At 74.4% G+C, this 18,446-nt stretch carries 16 protein-coding genes; 5 read left to right on the forward strand and 11 right to left on the reverse strand.

The genetic code is table 11. The features are described 5' to 3' along the window. The first annotated feature begins 74 nt into the window (after nucleotides 1-74). A complete protein-coding gene (locus ABD993_RS35940; RefSeq protein WP_345428909.1) occupies nucleotides 75-2,591 on the forward strand; it encodes an ATP-binding protein in 2,517 nt (838 codons plus the stop codon). 11 nt (nucleotides 2,592-2,602) lie between these two features. After that, nucleotides 2,603-5,104: an ATP-binding protein gene (locus tag ABD993_RS35945; protein WP_345428763.1), complete on the forward strand. Its 2,502-nt coding sequence runs from the start codon at nucleotides 2,603-2,605 to the stop codon at nucleotides 5,102-5,104. Here the strand turns inward: ABD993_RS35945 and ABD993_RS35950 are convergent. Both ABD993_RS35950 and ABD993_RS35955 read right to left on the reverse strand, forming a co-directional pair. Beyond that, on the reverse strand, nucleotides 5,076-5,357 hold the full coding sequence (locus ABD993_RS35950; RefSeq protein WP_345428765.1) for a DUF5698 domain-containing protein: 282 nt from the start codon (nucleotides 5,355-5,357) through the stop codon (nucleotides 5,076-5,078). The genes ABD993_RS35945 and ABD993_RS35950 overlap by 29 nt on opposite strands. An 8-nt stretch (nucleotides 5,358-5,365) precedes the next feature. Continuing rightward, nucleotides 5,366-6,205 (reverse strand): class I SAM-dependent methyltransferase, encoded by an 840-nt coding sequence (locus tag ABD993_RS35955; protein WP_345428767.1) that lies wholly within the window; start codon nucleotides 6,203-6,205, stop codon nucleotides 5,366-5,368. 200 nt (nucleotides 6,206-6,405) lie between these two features. Between ABD993_RS35955 and ABD993_RS35960 the strand changes: the two genes are divergently transcribed. Further along, nucleotides 6,406-7,266: an LLM class F420-dependent oxidoreductase gene (locus tag ABD993_RS35960; RefSeq protein WP_345428769.1), complete on the forward strand. Its 861-nt coding sequence runs from the start codon at nucleotides 6,406-6,408 to the stop codon at nucleotides 7,264-7,266. A 78-nt stretch (nucleotides 7,267-7,344) separates the two neighbouring features. On the opposite strand, the gene ABD993_RS35965 is transcribed toward ABD993_RS35960, so the two are convergent. Next, nucleotides 7,345-8,433 (reverse strand): LLM class flavin-dependent oxidoreductase, encoded by a 1,089-nt coding sequence (locus ABD993_RS35965; RefSeq protein WP_345428771.1) that lies wholly within the window; start codon nucleotides 8,431-8,433, stop codon nucleotides 7,345-7,347. 345 nt (nucleotides 8,434-8,778) lie between these two features. On the opposite strand from ABD993_RS35965, the gene ABD993_RS35970 reads away from it, so the two are divergent. Beyond that, nucleotides 8,779-10,635 carry an FAD/NAD(P)-binding protein gene (locus tag ABD993_RS35970; protein WP_345428773.1) on the forward strand — a complete coding sequence of 619 codons (1,857 nt, stop codon included), beginning with the start codon at nucleotides 8,779-8,781 and terminating at the stop codon, nucleotides 10,633-10,635. Between the two features lie 120 nt (nucleotides 10,636-10,755). Here the strand turns inward: ABD993_RS35970 and ABD993_RS35975 are convergent, their stop codons facing one another. The 8 genes from ABD993_RS35975 to ABD993_RS36010 form a co-directional block, all read right to left on the reverse strand. Beyond that, nucleotides 10,756-10,893: a hypothetical protein gene (locus ABD993_RS35975; RefSeq protein ID WP_345428775.1), complete on the reverse strand. Its 138-nt coding sequence runs from the start codon at nucleotides 10,891-10,893 to the stop codon at nucleotides 10,756-10,758. Next, complete coding sequence (locus tag ABD993_RS35980) at nucleotides 10,875-11,240, reverse strand: hypothetical protein (RefSeq protein WP_345428777.1); 366 nt, start codon at nucleotides 11,238-11,240, stop codon at nucleotides 10,875-10,877. Before ABD993_RS35980 ends, ABD993_RS35975 begins: the two co-directional genes overlap by 19 nt. Before the next feature lie 268 nt (nucleotides 11,241-11,508). Then, entirely contained in the window at nucleotides 11,509-12,180 is a 672-nt protein-coding gene (locus ABD993_RS35985; RefSeq protein WP_345428779.1) for a sirohydrochlorin chelatase, read from the reverse strand. Nucleotides 12,181-12,272: 92 nt separating this feature from the next. Further along, nucleotides 12,273-13,565: a sulfate adenylyltransferase subunit 1 gene (locus ABD993_RS35990; protein WP_345428781.1), complete on the reverse strand. Its 1,293-nt coding sequence runs from the start codon at nucleotides 13,563-13,565 to the stop codon at nucleotides 12,273-12,275. 2 nt (nucleotides 13,566-13,567) lie between these two features. Then, a complete protein-coding gene (gene cysD, locus ABD993_RS35995) occupies nucleotides 13,568-14,467 on the reverse strand; it encodes a sulfate adenylyltransferase subunit CysD (protein WP_345428783.1) in 900 nt (299 codons plus the stop codon). Further along, complete coding sequence (locus tag ABD993_RS36000) at nucleotides 14,464-15,168, reverse strand: phosphoadenylyl-sulfate reductase (RefSeq protein WP_345428785.1); 705 nt, start codon at nucleotides 15,166-15,168, stop codon at nucleotides 14,464-14,466. Before ABD993_RS36000 ends, cysD begins: the two co-directional genes overlap by 4 nt. Continuing rightward, the gene (locus tag ABD993_RS36005; RefSeq protein WP_345428787.1) at nucleotides 15,165-15,332 is read right to left on the reverse strand and encodes an Insertion element protein; all 168 of its coding nucleotides are present in this window, start codon (nucleotides 15,330-15,332) and stop codon (nucleotides 15,165-15,167) included. Before ABD993_RS36005 ends, ABD993_RS36000 begins: the two co-directional genes overlap by 4 nt. Further along, nucleotides 15,329-17,011, reverse strand: coding sequence for a nitrite/sulfite reductase (locus ABD993_RS36010; protein ID WP_345428789.1), 1,683 nt, complete (start codon nucleotides 17,009-17,011; stop codon nucleotides 15,329-15,331). The genes ABD993_RS36005 and ABD993_RS36010 overlap by 4 nt, the downstream gene beginning before the upstream one ends. A gap of 543 nt (nucleotides 17,012-17,554) precedes the next feature. Here ABD993_RS36010 and ABD993_RS36015 point away from each other — a divergent pair. Further along, a complete protein-coding gene (locus tag ABD993_RS36015) occupies nucleotides 17,555-18,424 on the forward strand; it encodes a hypothetical protein (protein ID WP_345428791.1) in 870 nt (289 codons plus the stop codon). The last annotated feature ends 22 nt before the right edge of the window (nucleotides 18,425-18,446 follow it).

Below are 18,446 nucleotides of genomic sequence, written 5' to 3' on the forward strand. Positions count from 1 at the left end.
GGATGCCGGCAAAGCCCTCCGTTCGGCCGAATGCGAGCCGCCTGGTCGATGCGACACTCGCCTTCGTGCTGCTCATGGAGCGAGACGACGCCCTCGACGGGCTCGTCGACCACGCCCGGGCGGCGGTCCGTGGGCGGGGGTCGGTCGCCCTGGTGACGGGCGAGGCGGGCATCGGCAAGACGGTGCTGCTCCGGGCCGTGGCCGAGCGGGCGCGCGCCGAGCTGCCCGAGGCGGCCGTCCTCTGGGGGATGTGCGACCCGCTGAGCACTCCGCGGCCCCTCGGCCCGCTCCGCGACGTCGCCGGGACGCTCGGCGCGGACCTGCCCGGGCTCATGCGCGGTCCGGCCGACCAGCACGAGGTGTTCGGGGCGGTGCTGGACGCGCTGCGCGCCACGCCTCGGGTGTTCGTCGTCGAGGACCTGCACTGGGCGGACGAGGCCACGTTGGACATGGTCCGGTTCCTGGCCCGGCGGATCGACGGGCTGCCGCTGCTGTTGGTGCTGTCCTTTCGCGAGCCGCTGCCCGCCGAGCATCCGCTGGTCCCGGTGCTCGGCGACCTGGTGTCCGCCCCGGGGGCGCGGCGGGTGCCGCTGGCGCCGCTGAGTCCCGCGGCGGTCGGGAAGATCCTGGCCGGGCACGGGGTCGACGCGGCCGAGGTGCACCGCCGCACGGCGGGCAACCCGTTCTTCGTCAGCCAGATCGTGGCGCAGCCGGACTCCCCGCTGCCCGGGAGCGTGCGGGACGCCGTGCTGTCCCGGATCGCGGGGCTGGCGCCGTCCGCCCGGCGCAGCCTGGAGCTGCTGTCCTGCAGCCCGGAGCCGATGGGGCGGGCGCTGCTGGCCGCCCTCGACGTGACCCCCACGACGACGGGGGTGCTGTGCGCGACCGGCCTGGTCGACCCCGTCGGGCACGGGGTGGCCTTCCGGCACGAGATCGCGCGGTCCGCCGTACTCGGGGCGGTCGCGCCGGGGACGGCGCCGGAGCTGCACGCCGCCATGATCTCCGCCCTGGAGACGGTCGGCTGCGAGCCGAGCGTGCTGGCCCACCACGCCGTCGCGGCGGGGGACGCCGAGCGGATCCTGCGCTACGCGTCCGAGGCGGCGGTCCAGGCCTCGCGCGCGGGCGCGCACCGCGAGTCCGTGGCCTTCTACGAGTCCGCGCTGGGCGCGGCCCAGGACCCGGCGACCCGCGCGCCGCTGCTCGAGGCCTACTCGGACGAGCTCTACCTCACCGACCGGCTGCCCGCGGCCATCGCGACCCGCGAGCAGGCCCTGGAGCTGCGCAGGGGGCTCGGCGAGCGGGCCGCGGTGGGTGCCGCGCACTCCGCCATCTCGCGTTTCGCCTGGTACGCCGCGGACCGGGCCACCTCCGAGGCCCACGACAGGGCGGCGATCGAGATCCTGCTCGAGACCGACGACCACCGGACCCTCGGTCTCGCCATCGCCTACCACGCCCTGCTGGCGGCCCAGTCCGGGGACCCGGGCGAGGCCTGGCGGGCCGCGGACCAGGTGGCCCGGATCGCCGACGGCCTCGACGATCCCGTGCTCCTGCACAGCACGGCCGCGATCGGGGTCGCCGTGGCGCGGCTCAGCGCCGGGGACACCGCGGCGCGCACCGACCTGATCGCGGCGAGCGAGGTCGGCGTCCGGCACCGGATGGACATGCTGGCCACCATGCCGATGAGCAACCTCTGCATGCTGGACGTGGCCCAGGGCAGGTTCGCCGACGCCGAGGTGACCATCGCCCGGGCCCTGGAGATCAGCGAGGTCCGGGACACCCCCATCTGCACCGCCCTGCAGATCGGCGTGCGGGCGCGGCTGCGGTTCCTGCAGGGCCGGTGGACCGAGGCCGAGCGGGACGCCCGCACCGTCCTGGAGACCAGCGAGCTGCCGCTGAGCCGGGTCTGGCCGCACCTCGTGCTCGGGCTGCTCCTCGCGCGCCGCGAGGCCCCGCCCGCCAACCCGCACCTGGACGAGATGTGGCGGCTGGCAGGCGGGCTGGACGTCCCGGGCACGGTGGCACCCGCCGCGGCCGCGCTCGCCGAGAACGTCTGGATCACGCGGACCCCGGACCCCCGCCTGGAGGACCCGCTGGTCACCGACCTGTTCACCCGGGAGTACCCGGGACGCGAGGTCATGACGGACGAGCTGCGGCACTGGCTGAGCCGGCTCGACGGGACCGCCGAGCCGCGGCCCGCGCCGCCCGAAAGGCCGTACGAGCGCGCGCTGGCGCTGTGGGACGCCGGATCGACCGAGGACCTGCTGGCGGCGCTGCCGGTGCTCGACGAGCTGGGCGCCCGGGCCGTCGTCGACCTCGTCCGGGCGCGGCTGCGGGAGGTGGGGGTCACCCGCATCCCGCGCGGGATGCAACCCACGACCCGGGCCAACCCCGCGGGGCTCACCGCCCGGCAGCTGGACGTCCTGGCCCTGCTCGCGGACGGGCTCACCAACGCCGAGATCGCCGCCCGGCTGGTGATCTCACCGCGGACCGCCGACCACCACGTCTCGGCGATCCTGGCCAAGCTCGGCGTGCACTCCCGGGCCGAGGCGGCCGCCGCGGCCCGCCTGCTCGACGCACCGTCCACGGCGTAGGAGGAGAACCCGTGCTGCTCAGGGAACGCGAGCATGCGCTCGACCTGCTGGAGACCCACGCCCGGTCGGCCGTGCGCGGGTGCGGGTCCGTCGTGCTGGTGACGGGTGAGGCGGGCATCGGCAAGACCGTCCTGCTCCGGGAGCTGGTCGAGCGCACCCGGTCCGCGGCGGGCTCGCTGTGGGGGATGTGCGACCCGCTCAGCACCCCGCGCCCGCTCGGCCCACTGCGGGACGTGGCGCGCGCGCTCGGCGGGGGCGTGCCCGAGCTGCTGCGCGCGGGCGCCGACCAGCACGAGGTCTTCGCGACGGTCGTCGATGCGCTGCGGGGGAGGCCGCGCGTGTTCGTGGTCGAGGACCTGCACTGGGCGGACGAGGCCACCCTGGACCTGGTGCGGTTCCTGGCCCGGCGGATCGAGGCGCTGCCGCTGCTGCTCGTGCTGTCCTTCCGCGAGCCGCTCCCGCCGGACAACCCGCTGGTCCCGGTGCTCGGCGACCTGGTGGCGTCGGCGGGGGCGGGCCGGGTGTCGCTCGCGCCGCTGAGCGTCGAGGCGGTCGCCGCGCTCCTCGACCGGGACGAGCGGGATGCCGCCGAGGTGCACCGGCGGACCGCGGGCAACCCGTTCTTCGTCAGCCAGATCGCGGCGCAGCCGGACTCCCCGCTGCCCGGCAGCGTCCGGGACGCGGTGCTCGCCCGTATCGCGGGGCTGGCCCCGTTCGCGCGGCACTGCCTGGAGCTGCTGTCCTGCACGCCGGAGCCCGTCGGGCGCGAGCTGCTGGCCGCGTTGGACATGACCCCGACGACGGTCGGGGTGCTCTGCGCGACCGGCCTGGTCGACCGCCGAGGGCACGGCGTGGTGTTCCGACACGAGATCGCCCGCTCGGCGGTCCTGGAGGCGGCGGCGCCGGGCAGCGAGCCCGCCCTGCACGCCGCGATGACCACGGCACTGGAAGCGGTCGACGCCGACCTCAGCGTCCTCGCCCACCACGCCGCGGCGGCGGGGGACACCGCGCGGATCCTGCGGTACGCGTCCGCGGCGGCGGTCGAGGCCTCACGCTCCGGCGCCCACCGGGAGTCGGTCTCGTTCTTCGAGACGGCGCTGCGCGTGGCGGAGGACCCGGCCACCCGGGCGGGCCTGCTGGAGGCGGTCGCGGACGAGTACTACCTGACCGACCGGCTGGGCTCCGCGATCGGGGCCCGGGAGCGGGCCCTGGAGCTGCGCCGGGGGCTGGACGACGCCGTCGCCGTCGGGTCCGGACACTCCGCGCTGTCGAACTACGCCTGGTACTCCGCCGATCGGGCCGCCGCCGAGCGGCACGACGAGGCCGCACTCGAGATCCTCGCGGCCGCCGGGGACCGGTGGGCCTTGGGCATGACGCTCGCGCACCACGCGTTCCTGGCGGCCCAGCGCGGCGACGTGGACGAGGCGCAGCGGTCCGTCGAGGCGGCGACCCGGATCGCGGACGAGCTCGACGACTCCCGCGGGGCCGCGGTGCTGCGCGGCGCCGCCCGCCTGGGGCGCGGGGTGACCCGGCTGGCGAACGGCGAGGTGGCGGGCCGGGAGGACCTGCTCGCCGCGGCCGAGGCGGGCCTGCGGCACCGCGACGACGACCTGACGACCACCCCGATGAGCAACCTGTGCGCCTTCGACGTGGCACAGGGCCGTTTCGCCGAGGCCGAGGTGTCGGTGGCGCGGGCGCTGGAGGTCAGCGAGGACCGGGACACCCCGATCTGTTCGGCCTGGCAGCGCGGCGTGCGGGCCCGGCTGCGGCTGCTGCAGGGCCGGTGGGCGGAGGCCGAGCGGGACGCCCGCACCGTCCTGCGTTCCGGCGACCTGCCGCTGAGCCAGCTGTGGCCGAACCTGGTGCTCGGGCTGCTGCTGGCCCGCCGCGAGGCGCCGCGGCACAACCCGTACCTGGACGAGCTGTGGCGACTGGCGTCCAAGCTGGACACCCCGGGTGTGGTGGGGCCCGCCGCGGCAGCGCTGGCCGAGAACGCCTGGATCACCCGGACCCCCGATCCGCGGTTGGACCGTCCGCCGTTCGCCGAGGCTCCCGGGCTCGCGGTGTGGACGCGCAGGCTGACCGGCGAACCGGGTCCTGCGGAGCCGCCGTCGGTGCTGCCGTACGAGCGGGCGCTCGCCCTGTGGGACAGCGGATCGGGCGAGGACCTGCTCGCGGCGCTGGCCGCGGTGGACGAGCTGGGCGCCAAGGCCGTCGCCGACCTCGTCCGGGCCCGGCTGCGGGAGGCGGGCGTCAGCGGCATCCCGCGCGGCCGCCAGCCCGCGACGAGGGCGAACCCGGCCGGGCTGACCGCCCGGCAGCTGGACGTGCTGGCCCTGCTCGTGGACGGCCTGACCAACGCGGACATCGCGACCCGACTGGTGATCTCGCCCAGGACCGCCGACCACCACGTGTCGGCGATCCTGGCCAAGCTCGAGGTGCACACGCGGGCCGAGGCGGCGGCCGCCGCGGTGCGGCTGGGCGTCACGACCGCCTCGCGGGCCGCCGGGTGAACCTCCCGTCGACCACCACGCCCAGGTAGACCCCCGCGGCCACCCCGAGGGCGTAGCCGACGACGTTCGCGGGCCGGTCCAGGTGGGTGACCACCTGGCCCAGCGCGACCACCGAGATCACGGCGTTCACGGCGCCGAGGGCCGCCGCCACCCGCTTGTTCCCGCGGGTCGCCATCGCGACCCGCACCTGCCAGACCGCGACCTCGATCACGACGAGGACGGCGATCAGCACCGGCTGCAGGACCGTACTCACCACCGTGCTCACTCCCGCACACACGCGGTGACGACCACGTACTCCCACTCCAGCACCGTGGACCCGGTGCCTCGGTCGAACCGGCCCGCGACGGCCAGCAGCGCGCGGTCGAGGGCGGCCACCCGGTCGGGGTCGTCGGCGATGCCGCGGTAGGCCGCGACGGTCGGTCCGTAGACCGTCTTCCAGTGGTCGAGCCAGGCCTGCGGCGTGGCGAACCGGTCGATCAGCACCGACGCCCGGGTGACCCCGACGTCGGTCACCCGGTCGCCGAGCAGCGACCGCACGTACTCCACGTCCCCCCAGAGCGCGGCGGGCTGCACGCCGGGCGGCGGCGCGGGCACGTAGGGCTTCATGGCCCGGAACATCTCGCCGACGAAGCCGTCGACGGCCCAGTTGAGGACGCCGACCGTGCCGCCCGGGCGGCACACCCGGACCAGCTCGTCCGCCGCCCGCCGGTGGTGCGGCGCGAACATCACGCCCACGCAGGACAGGACGCGGTCGAAGGACCCGTCGGCGTAGGGCAGGTCCTCGGCGTCGCCCTCCTCGAACTCCACCGTCGCGCCGTGCCGGTCGGCGAAGGCGCGGCCGGCGACGAACAGCTCGGGGGTGAGGTCCGAGGCCGTCACCCGGGCGCCGGTCAGGGCGGCGGGAACGGCGACGTTCCCGGCTCCGGCGGCGACGTCGAGCACCGTCTCGCCCGCCCGGACCCCGGCCGTGGCGACCAGCACCGGTCCCAGCTCCGCGATCAGGTCGATGGCGACGGACGGGTAGTCGCCGAGCGCCCAGGTCGCGCGGTGCGCCGCCTTGAGGGCCCGGTCCGCCTCGGTGGTGGTCGTCGTAGTGGTCATCTCGTTCTCCTGGTCGGTTCTCCGTGGAATGCGTGTGTCGTGCACGTAGAGGACGCTAGGAGTGGGGAGGGGGTCGGCTCGTCGGGTGCACCACCCCATCTCGGTGGCGCCGACACCTATGCCGGGCGTGGGTACCCCGCGCAGGAGTAGGGTCGTAAACGGAGGACATTCCGATTACTCCGACGAACGAGGAGCGCACGGTGGAACTCGGCCTGCACATCGCGGACTTCACGTACCCGAGCGGCCCGACCGGCCTCGCCGACGACCTCACCAGGATCGCCGTCGCGGCCGAGGAGTCGGGCTTCGCACGGGTCAGCGTGATGGACCACGTGTTCCAGATCGGCCCGGTGGGCCCGATCGAGAACGACATGCTGGAGGCGTACACGACGCTGGGGTACCTGGCGGCGCGCACCGAGCGCGTCGAGCTGCTGGCGTGGGTGACCGCGGTCAGCTACCGCGACCCCGGCCTGCTGGCCAAGATGGTGACCACGCTGGACGTGCTGTCGAAGGGTCGGGCCATGCTCGGCATCGGCGCGGCGTGGAACGAGGAGGAGTCCCGCGGGTTGGGCCTGTTCTTCCCGTCGACGAAGGAGCGCTTCGAGCGGCTGGAGGAGACGCTGCAGATCTGTCTGCAGATGTGGAGCGACGAGGACGGTCCGTACACGGGCACGCACTACCGGCTCGAGCGGACGATGAACGTGCCGCAGTCGCTGCGCCGCCCGCACCCGCCGATCCTGATCGGCGGCGCGGGGGAGAAGAAGACGCTGCGGATGGTCGCCCAGTACGCGGACGCCTGCAACCTGTTCGACGGCCCGGATCTGCCGCACAAGCTGGACGTGCTGCGCAGGCACTGCGACGACCTCGGCCGCGACTACGCCGAGATCGAGAAGACCGTGATGGGCCGCGGCTACGGCAGCGACCCGAAGGAGCTGGTCGCGCACCTGGAGGAGCTCGCGAAGCTCGGCGTCCAGGAGTACCACGGCCTGATGCCGAACGTGTCCGAGATCGAGCCGATCCGCGAGGTCGGCCGGGAGGTCGTCCCGGCCGTCGCGGGCTTCTGAGACCGCTCCGCCGCCTGCGCACGAACGGCACTCTCGTGCGGTAGGTCCGCACGAGAGTGCCGTTCGTGCGTCATGGGCTCAGGCGGCGGCGGCGTCGCGGCGCGCGACCTCCTGGCGGACGAGCGGGATGACCTGCTCACCGAACTCCGTCGCGTCCTCCAGGAGGTCGTAGCCCCGTGCGGACAGGATCCGCACGCCGAGGTCGTAGTAGTCCAGCAACGCCGCCGCGACCGTCTCCGGGGTGCCGACGAGCGCGGTGGAGTTCCCTGCGCCGCCGGTGGCCCGGGCGGTGACCGTCCACAGGGCCCGGTCGTGGCGCTCGCCCTCGATCGCGAGCAGCCGCTGAGAGCCCGCGTTCTCCGGGCTGGTCAGGGAGTGCCTGCGGGTGAGCTGCCGCCCGCCCGCGGTGCGCTCACGGATCCGCGCGACGGTCGCGTACGCCTTCTCCCAGGCCTCCTGCTCGGTGCGCCCCAGGATGGGGCGGAACGCGACCTGGAAGGTGGGCGCGGGACGCCCGGCCTCCTCGGCGAGCCGGGTGATCGTGGCGATCTGCTCGGCGGTGCCCGCCAGCGGCTCGCCCCAGAGCGCGTAGATGTCCGCCTCCTCGGCGCCGACCTTGTACGCGGCGGTGGACGAGCCGCCGAAGGAGATCTTCGGCCGCGGCTGCTGCGCGGGCCGGACGTCCAGGACGAAGTCGGAGAAGTCGTAGTGCTCGCCGTGGAAGTCCCACGGCTCGGTCTCGGTCCACGCCCGCTTGAGGATCCGGATCGCCTCGCGGGTGCGGTCGTAGCGGCGGTCCTTGGGCAGGGTGTCGCCCTCGCGCTGCTGCTCGTGGTCGTTCCCGCCGGTGATCACGTGCAGGGTGAGGCGGCCGCCGGACAGCGCGTCCAGCGTCGCGACGGTCTTGGCGGTGAAGGTCGGGTACGAGACGTTCGGCCGGTGCGCGAGCAGCAGCTGCAGGGTGTCCGTGTGGTCGGCGATGTAGGCCGCGGCCTGCGCCGGGTCCGGGCTGCCGGAGGAGTAGGCGGTGAGCACCCGGTCCCAGCCACTCGCCTCGTGCGCGCGGGCCAGCGCGAGGGTGAACTCGGGATCGAAGGCGGGACCGGAGCGGGCACGGGTCTCCGTGCCGTCGTTCGTGGCTCCGATGCCGAGGAACTCGACGGGCATGGTGGTCTCCTGACGTCGGTGGAGTGCGGACGGCAGGCGACTAGAGGGCCGAGGCGGTGCGGCCGAGGTCGATGTGCCGACGGGAGACCAACGGCGTCATGGCCCCAGACCAGCACTGCGCGGCCCCGCGGTCAACCGGGCACCCGAGCCGCTCACAGGCCGGAACACGGCAGTGACCGGCGCCGCACCGGGAATGCGGGAGGGGGTGCTCGGCGCTACCGTCGGGTGATGGACAAGGCACGCTCGACATGGCCGGCGCTGCGCCGCCACGTCGACCTGTGCCGCACCGCCGCCGCGCTGTAGCCCCGCTCTCCCCGTCGACCATCCACCGGAGAGAGGACTGCTGTGGCCGCCATCGCGATCGTCGGCGCCGGACCGCGCGGGGTCGGGATCCTGGAACGGATCTCCGCGAGCGTGCGGGAGCTGTACCCCGGCGAGCTGGACGTGCACCTGGTCGACCCGTACCCGGCGGGAGCCGGGCGGATCTGGCGGGACGCGCAGTCGCCGCTGCTCGCGATGAACTCCATGGCCGCGGACGTCACGATGTGGACGGACGCCTCGGTGGTGTGCGACGGGCCGATCGTGCCCGGACCGTCGTTCTGGGAGTGGGCGCAGGCCGGGCCGGACGTGTCCGGGTGGCCCGCGGACCTGGTCGCAGAGCTGCGGGCGGTCACGCCCTCGACCTTTCCCAGCCGCCGGCTGCAGAGCCGCTACCTGGGCGGGGTGCTGGACTCGGTGGTCGCGGACCTGCCCCCGGGGCTGCGGGTGCACGTGCACGCCACCCGGGCCACCGGGCTGACCAAGCGGGCCGGACGGCAGGTCGTGGCGCTGGAGGGTGAGCCGTCGCTCGTCGTCGATGCGGTGGTGCTCGCCTCCGGCCACCTGGACGCCACCCCGGCGCCCGCCGAGCTGGACCTGCTCGCGGCGGCGCGGGAACGCGGGCTGCGGTACATCGCGCCGGAGCAGACCACGGACACGGACCTGTCGATCGTCGAACCGGGGGAGACGGTGCTCGCGCGGGGGCTCGGGCTGGCGTTCGTCGATCTCGTGGTGCTGCTGTTCGAAGGCCGCGGCGGGCGGTTCGTGGACGGGCAGTACATCCCGTCCGGGCGGGAGCCGCGCCTGGTCGCGGGCTCGCCGCGCGGGGCGCCCTACCACGCCAAGCCGGAGTACCGGCTGCGCGCGGGCAGGCCGCCGACGCCCCGGTTCCTCACCCCCGAGGCCACCGACGCCCTGCCGCGCCCGCTCGACCTGGCCCGCGACCTCGGCCCGCTGATGGACAAGGAGATCGCGTTCGGCTGGTACCACGAGCTCTTCGGCGGGCACCCGTCGCTGGTCGCCCTCTCGTGGGAGGACTTCCTGGCGCGGTACGCGGAGCTCGAGTGGGGCACCCCCGAGATGGAGGCGCTGCTCGCGTCGGCGGTGCCCGACCCGCTGGACCGCATCGACTTCGACCGCCTGGACCGGCCGTTCGAGGGACTGGCCGCGGACACGCTGGAGGAGCTGCAGCCGCTCGTCCGGGAGCGGATCGCGGAGGACCTGCGCCAGCACCGGGACGAGCGGCACACCCCGCACCTGGGTGCGTTCACCGCGATGCTCACCGTCTACGGCGAGGTCATGCGGGTGCAGGGCGACCTCACGGCCGAGTCCGCGGCGCGGGACCTCCCGCGCTGGCAGAGCTTCTTCAACTCGGTGGCCAGTGGCCCGCCCGGCTTCCGGGTGGAGCAGATCCTGGCCCTGTCCGAGGCCGGGTTCCTGCGGTTCACGGGCCCGGGCATGGCCGTCACGCTGGACGGGGACGGGTTCCGTGCCACGAGCACGGCGGTCGCCGGGGGCGAGCCGGTCCGCTCCACCGTGCTGATCGACGCCCGGCTCGCCGATCCCAGCCTCGACCGCACCGCCGACCCGCTGCTGGCCGGGCTGCTGGCCGCCGGGGAGGCGAGCGAGCAGATCCTCGTGTCCGCGGACGGGGTGGAGCTGCGCCGGACCGGGCTCCTGCGGGTCCGGCCCGCGGACGGCGCGATCCTGGACGCCGCCGGGCGCCCGCAGGAGCACCGCTTCGCCGTGGGCCCGCACACCACCGTCAAGGTGGCGGGCGCCTTCACCCGCCCCGGCATGAACGCGCAGAGCCTGCGCTACAACGACGCCGTGGCCCGCGCGGTCCTCCGCTCCCTACCCGGCGCCGCGACCGCCGCCGCCTGAGCGCACGTTTCGTGCTCTGAGCGGGGCCCGGGATCGCACGTTCCGTGCTCTCAGGGCTGCATGATCGTTGGTTCCGTGCCTCCAGCGCTGCCGGCACAGCGCTGAATGCACGGAGAATCATCAGGCGCGGGCCTGCTCCTCCTGCTCCACCACCTCCTTCTCCACCGCCCGCTCCGACGCCGATTCGGCCGGAACGGTCCCGCGACCGTCGCCACGGCCGCGACCCACCCGGGCGACGATCACGACGTAGATCGCCACGCCGGCGCTGACCCGGCACTCGCGGGCGGCGCCACCAGGAACTCCTGGTCGGGCTCGGCATCGAGGTGCTCGACCCCCAGCCCCCGCCACCCGAGGCGTCGACGAAGCCGCCGACGAGATCGAGCGGGGAGAGGAGCGCCGCGCCGTGCGGTGACGTGCGGGCGGTCGCGACCCGCGGCGAGCGTGGTGCCGACCTCGGCGAGGTGCACCGAGGCGCCGGCCGTCGCCGGGTTCACCCCCGCGACCGGCAACAGCGAGGTGGACGTGACGCCGTAGGCCATGCCGAGGGCGCCGTCGACGAGCTGGGCGCCGAAGCCCACGAGGGCGAAGACGATCAGGGTGCGCATGAGTGTTCTCCGGACGGACGACCGGCGGGGCGGGGCGACCGGGCTCAGCGACAGAGCTCGTCGAACGCGTGACCGCGCCGGGACGGCCGGAACAGCTCCAGGTCCGGCACGACGCCCCCCAGCGGGGATGCGCGGCGCTCCCGCCGTCCATGGTGCGTGGCCCGTCCAGGTGGCTCCACCGGACGTCCGTGACCCGAGAAATGTCCGGACGTATCCCCCGACCTCGCCCGATGCGTCCGGACTCTCCTCCGGCGGCGGGTCAGCCCGATCAGCCCGCCGCGGCGAGGAGGGGTCGGGTGGCGGCGGCGAAGCGGGCCAGGACGACCTCGGCGACGGCGGGATGGGCACCGAGCGCCTCGGCCACCGGCACGCCGCCCGCCTGCTCGTGCACCCGGTCCAGCAGCCTGCCGGGGGCGAGGAACCAGGAGGCGACGGCGATCCGCTCGGCTCCGCGCGCCTGCAGGGCCGCGATCGCCTCGGGCACGCGGGGCGCGGTCGTCGCGAAGGCGGCGACCGCACCCAGGTCCCCGGCCAGCCGGTGCACGACGGCGTTCGCGGCCGCATGCCCGGAACCGGTGCCTGCGAGCACGATCCCCCGGGGCTCGCCGCCGAGTGCCGCCAGCCGCTCGCGCGCGACGGCGAGCAGCCGGGGGTCCGGGCCCAGCACGTCCGCGACCCGCACCGGGTGCGCCGGTCCCGCGGCCGCGACGACGGCGGGGATGTCCACGCGGGCGTGGTAGGCCGAGCCGAGCAGCAGCGGGACGACGACGGCGGGTCCGTCGAGCCCGTCGAGCACCTCGCCGAGGGACGGGGCGTCGAAGTCGAGGAAGGCGGGCCGGACGTCCAGCCCCGGAGCCTGGGCGCGCACCTCGTCCACCAGCGCCCGCACGGTCGCCGCCGACCGCGGGTCCCGACTCCCGTGCGCGACGGGCACCAGCACGGGCCTCGTCCCGCGCCCCCGGATGTCCGACACGGGTGTCCGGAGCGGGGGACCCGGGCGTCGGGAGTGGGGGACTCGCGGGAGGTCGGGGGTCATGTGCGGGTGATCACCGACAGGGGGTTGCCCACCAGGCCCGCGGCCAGGGTGTTGCCGCTCGGCGGGTCGATGAGCAGGAAGCTGCCGGTGGCGCGGATGTCCGCGTAGTCGTCCACCGGGAGGGGGTCCGCGGTGCGCAGCGTGACTCGGCCGATGTCGTTGAGCGCCAACGTGTCCGTGTCGACCTCGGTCAGCGTCTCGGTGTCCACCCTGGACTCCGGTGCGCCCACCATGACCTGGGTGGTGCGGGTGCCGTGCTTGAGCAGCAGGCGGGCGTGGGGCCGCAGCGGCTTGTCGCCGAGCCAGCACAGCGTGGCCTCGATCTCCGAGGTCACCCGCGGCTCCGTGCCCGCCGCGACGAGCATGTCCCCGCGGGAGAGGTCGATGTCGTCCGCGAGCCGGATCGTGATCGACCGCCCCGCCGCGGCGGACTCCAGGGGACCGTCGGCGGTGTCCACGTGCGTGACGGTCGTCGAGAGGCCCTCGGGCAGGACCGTGACGGCGTCCCCGGGGGAGACCGAGCCGGAGGCGACCCGGCCCGCGTAGCCCCGGTAGTCGTGGAGGTCGTCCGTCCTGGGCCGGATCACGTACTGCACCGGCATCCGGAACGGCGCCGCGACCTCCGGCCCGACGACCGGGACCGACTCCAGGTGCCCGAGCAGCGTCGGGCCGTCGTACCAGGGGGTGCGCTCGGAGCGGTCGACGACGTTGTCCCCGACCAGCGCCGACAGCGGGATCGTCTGCACGGCGTCGTCCGCGAACCCGAGGGACCGGGCCAGGCCCGCGAAGTCCTTCTCGATCGCGCGCAGCAGGCCCTCGTCGTACTCCACCAGGTCGATCTTGTTGATCGCCAGCACGAGCCGCGGCACCCGGAGCAGCGCCAGCACCGTGGCGTGCCGCCGGGTCTGCTCGACGACGCCGTTGCGCGCGTCCACCAACAGCACGGCGAGCTCCGCGGTGGACGCGCCGGTCACCGTGTTGCGGGTGTACTGCACGTGCCCGGGGGTATCCGCGAGCACGAACTCGCGGGTCGGGGTGGAGAAGTAGCGGTAGGCGACGTCGATCGTGATGCCCTGCTCGCGCTCGGCGCGCAGGCCGTCCACCAGCAGAGACAGGTCCGGAGTGGACAGTCCCTTGTCGACCGAGGCGCGCTGCACGGCCTCGATCTGGTCCGCCAACACGGACTTGGTGTCGTAGAGCAGGCGCCCGACCAGGGTGGACTTGCCGTCGTCCACCGAGCCCGCGGTCGCGAAGCGGAGAAGGTCGCGGCGTGGAGTAGGAGAGCTCATCTCTAGAAGTACCCCTCGCGCTTGCGGTCCTCCATGGCGGCCTCGGAGAGGCGGTCGTCGGCGCGGGTGGCGCCGCGCTCGGTCAGCCGGGAGGCGGTCACCTCGGCGATGATCTCGTCGAGGGTGGTGGCGGTGCTCTCGACGGCGCCGGTGCAGGACCCGTCGCCGACGGTGCGGTAGCGGACCGAGAGGTTCTCGAGCCGCTCGGTCGCGCGCGGCCCGCCCCACGGGCCCTCGGCGAGCCACATGCCGTCTCGCAGGTAGACCTCGCGGCGGTGCGCGTAGTAGATCGACGGCAGCTCGATCTGCTCGCGCTGGATGTAGCGCCAGACGTCCAGCTCGGTCCAGTTCGAGATCGGGAACACGCGGACGTGCTCACCCGGCGCGTGCCGTCCGTTGTAGAGATCCCACAGCTCGGGCCGCTGCTTGCGCGGGTCCCAGCGGCCGAAGGCGTCCCGGAGCGACATGATCCGCTCCTTGGCCCTGGCCCGCTCCTCGTCCCGGCGACCGCCGCCGAACACGGCGTCGTACCTGTTCTCGACGATGGCGTCCAGCAGGGGCTGGGTCTGCAGCGGGTTGCGGGTGCCGTCCGCGCGCTCGACCAGCCTGCCGTCGTCCAGGTAGTCCTGCACCTTCGCGACCTCGAGGCGGAGCCCGAGCCGCGAGACGATCGAGTCCCGGAAGTCGATGACCTCGTCGAAGTTGTGCCCGGTGTCCACGTGCAACAGCGGGAACGGCACCGGCGCCGGGGCGAACGCCTTGACGGCCAGGTGCACCAGCAGCGTGGAGTCCTTGCCGCCGGAGAACAGGATCACCGGGCGGTCGAACTCGCCGGCGACCTCACGGAAGATGTGGATCGACTCGCTCTCGAGCGCGTCGAGGGCATCCAGAGCCAGGGTCATGAGGGGTGCAGCCCACATTCGATCTTCGACGTGCCCGCCCAGCGGCCGCTGCGCGGGTCCGCCCCGGGGAGGGGCTTGGCGGTGCAGGGGGCGCAGCCGATGCTCGGGTACCCCGCCCCGACCAGCGGGTTCACCAGGATCCCGTGGTCGGCGATGTACTGCTCCATGTCCTCGTCGCTCCACGCGGCGATCGGGTTGATCTTGACCAGCCCGAACTTGTCGTCGTAGGTGACGAGCGGGGTGGTCGCGCGGGTGGGCGCCTCGACCCGGCGGACGCCGGTGACCCAGGCGTCGTACTTCGCGAGGGTGTCCTGCAGCGGCGCGACCTTCCGCAGCGCACAGCAGCGGTTCGGGTCGCGGGCCCAGAGGTCCTTGCCCTCGGCGGCGTCCTGCTCGGCGACGCTCTGCGCGGCCTGCGCGTTGTGGATCCGCACGTCGTAGACCTGCTCGACCGCGTCCCGCGTGCCGATGGTCTCGGCGAAGTGGTAGCCGGTCTCCAGGAACAGGATCTCGACGCCGGGGCGGGCCTTCGCGGCCAGGTCGACGAGCACCGCGTCCTGCATGTTCGACGCGACGATCAGCCGGTCCCCGAAGGTCTCCGCCGCCCAGGCGAGCACCTCCTCGGCGGTGGCCGCCGGGCCCAGCAGGTCCGCGCCCCGCTCGGCGACGGCACGCAGGTCGGTCTCCAGCGCGATGCTCATGACTCGGCTCCTTCCGGGACCCCGATGCCGACGAAGGTCACCACGAACGTGCGCAGACAGCAGGCGCACCACCAGGCGGCTCCCGGCACCTTCTCGGAACGCTCGGCGGGGGAGAGATCTTCCTCGCCGCAGTACGGGCAGTGGTAGGGGACCACGCGGCTCACTTCAGGTCCGCCTCGTCGGCCCGGAGCACCCACTGCGCGAACCGCTCGCCCTGCTCGCGCTGGGCGACGTAGTTCCGCACCACCCGCTCGACGTACTCGCCGAGCTCCGTGCTCGTGACCTTCAGCCCGCGCAGCTTGCGGCCGAACCCGGCGTCGAGGCCCAACCCGCCACCCAGATGGACCTGGAAGCCCTCGACCGAGTTCTTCTCCGCATCCTGGACGATCATGCCCTTGAGCCCGATGTCCGCGACCTGCGTACGCGCGCACGAGTTCGGGCAACCGTTGAGGTGGATGGAGACCGGGGTGTCGATGTCCCCCTGGACGTCCGCGAGGCGCTCCTCCAGGTCGCTGACCAGGCGGATCGCCCGCTCCTTGGTCTCCACGATGGCGAGCTTGCAGAACTCGATGCCGGTGCAGGCCATGGTCGCGCGGCGCCACGGCGACGGGTTGGCCTGCAGGCCGAGCGCGTCCGCCTCGGCGGTGAGGGCCTCGACGGCGGCGTCCGGGACGTCGAGGACGACGACCTTCTGCTGGGCGGTGAGCCGCACCCGTCGGGAGCCCGCGGACTCGGCGGCCTTGGCCAGCGCGACCAGGGTGTCCCCCGAGACGCGGCCGGACGCGGGGGCGAGCCCGACGTAGTTCAGTCCGTCCTTCTGCTTGTGGACGCCCACGTGGTCGATCGGGCGCTCGGGCGTGGCCGGGGCGGGCCCGTCGACCAGGGCGCGGCCGAGGTACTCGGTCTCCAGCACCCGGCGGAACTCCTCGGGGCCCCAGTCCGCGATCAGGAACTTGATCCGCGCGCGGTGGCGCAGCCTGCGGTAGCCGTAGTCCCGGAACAGGCCGCAGACACCGGCCCACACCTCGGGGATCTCGTCCAGCGGCACCCAGGCGCCGAGCCGCTGCGCGATCTTCGGGTTGGTGGACAGGCCGCCGCCGACCCAGAGGTCGAAGCCGGGGCCGTGCTCGGGGTGCTCGACGCCGACGAACGAGATGTCGTTGATCTCGTGCGCGACGTCCTGCTCCCAGGAGATGGCGCTCTTGAACTTCCGCGGGAGGTTCGAGAACTCCTTGGAGCCGATGTAGCGGTCCAGGATCGTGCGGATCGCGGGCTCGGGGTCGATCGGGTGGTTCGCGGCGATGCCCGCCACGGGCGAGCCGAGGATGACGCGCGGGGTGTCGCCGCAGGCCTCCGTGGTCAGCAGGCCGACGCCCTCGATGGCCTCCCAGATCGCAGGCATGTCCTCGACCTGGATCCAGTGGTACTGGATGTTCTGCCGGTCGGTGATGTCCGCGGTGTTGCGCGCGTAGCGCTTGCTGACCTCGCCCAGCACCCGCAGCTGCTCGGTGGTCAGCGCCCCGCCGTCCGAGCGGACGCGGAGCATGAAGTAGCGGTCGTCCAGCTCCTCGGGCTCGAGGGTGGCCGTGCGGCCGCCGTCGATCCCGGGCTTGCGCTGGGTGTAGAGGCCCCACCAGCGGAACCGGCCGCGCAGGTCGCCGGGGTCGATCGAGTCGAAGCCGCGCTTGGCGTAGATGTTCTCGATCCGCGCCCGGACGTTCAGCCCGTCGTCGTCGCGCTTGGTGCGCTCGTTCGGCGTGAGCGGCTCGCGGTGGCCGAGCTTCCACTGGCCTTCGCCGCGCTTGCGCTTGGCAGGGGTGTCCGTGGGCGCGGGAGTGGGCATGGTGGTGGGAGCTCCTGAAGCTCTAAAGGCGGAACGACGACGTTCGGGAGGGAGCCGTCGGCCCGGCCGGGGGATGGCAGGGGCGGGACGATCTACCGCCGACAGAGCGCGCTGTTCACCCGGTGCAGGTCCACGTGGCGACGCACCACGAGACGCAGGATGAGCGCGGACATGAGCACCAGGGTGCCATGCTGTCCGGACGTAGGCCACAGGGTGCCCGGATGCTGGGAGTGGGGTCACAGGCGTTCGCGAGGGTGGACGGTTCCCCGGAACGGGCCCGGACACCGCTGCCTGGGGCGGAGCCGGGTCGTCGGGCCGCGCGGACGCTCCTCGATCCGGGGTCGGCGGGTCGGGCTCCGCTCCCTCGCCTCGGCAGACGGCTGCGGTGGTCCGAGCCGTCGAGGTGGCAGGCCTCGCCGAGTCCGTCGTGCGTGTCGCGGGGGCGGGCCGTCCGGAGGTGGCGGTGCTCCCGGGCCGGCGGCGTGCGTTGCTCCGAGTGCTGTGACAGGGTCATCCTCCCGGGTGAACGTCGGAGGAGGACCCATGCGGCACCGGCCGGGAGGCGAGCGCATCCCCGCGGCGACCCTCCTGCGCGTCGACCGCGCGGGGCCGGGTCGTCGCCGCGGCGTCGTCACGGTGCTGGCAGCCGTCCTCGTGCTGCTCGTGGGCGGGGGCGCGGGGTGGGCCGTGGTCGCGACCTCGACCCCGTCGGAGACCGCGACCCTGGCCGCCCAACCCTCCCGCCGGCCGGACCCCACGCCCCGCGAGTCCGACCCCACGCCCCGCGAGTCCGACCCCGCGCCCCGCGAGTCCGACCCCACGGCCGGCGAGCCCGACACCGCGGCCCGCGAGTCCGACCCCACGGCCGGCGAGTCCGACCCCACGGCCCGCGAGTCCGACCGCACGCCCCGCGAGTCCGACCCCGCGCCTCCCGAGTCGGACACCGGCCGCGGTTCGCACGCTCGGGGTCTCCCCGTTCCGGGCGCTCCGTCGCAGGCCACTGCGGAACCTTCCGAGCCGGCGGTCGCGGCGCCTGCACCCGTCGAGCCGCAGCCGGTCGCTCCGTCACCGCCTGCCGACGGGGCTGCCCCGGCTGCCCCGGCCCCGGCAACGGCGTTGCCGCCCGCAGGATCGGCCGCCTCGCCGCCCGTGGGACCGGCCGTGCCGTCACCACCGGTGTCGCCGGCTCCGATAGCGCGACCTGCCGACACACCGCCCGCGGCGCGCCCCAGCGTTGCGCAGCTGCGCGAGGTCGCCCTGCGCCAGGCCGCCGAGCTGCGTCGACAGGCTGCTCTGGCGCGCGAGGAGGCGCTCCGCCAGGCCGCCGAGGCGCGGGAGACGGCCTTGCAGCAGGCCGCCCGGGCCAAGGGCGCAGCTGCGCGACGCCCCGGGTCGATGACGCACCCTCCGTGATCACGTTCTGCGGTTCGGAAGT

This window comes from Pseudonocardia xishanensis (assembly GCF_039541715.1).
Classification (GTDB): domain Bacteria; phylum Actinomycetota; class Actinomycetes; order Mycobacteriales; family Pseudonocardiaceae; genus Pseudonocardia; species Pseudonocardia xishanensis.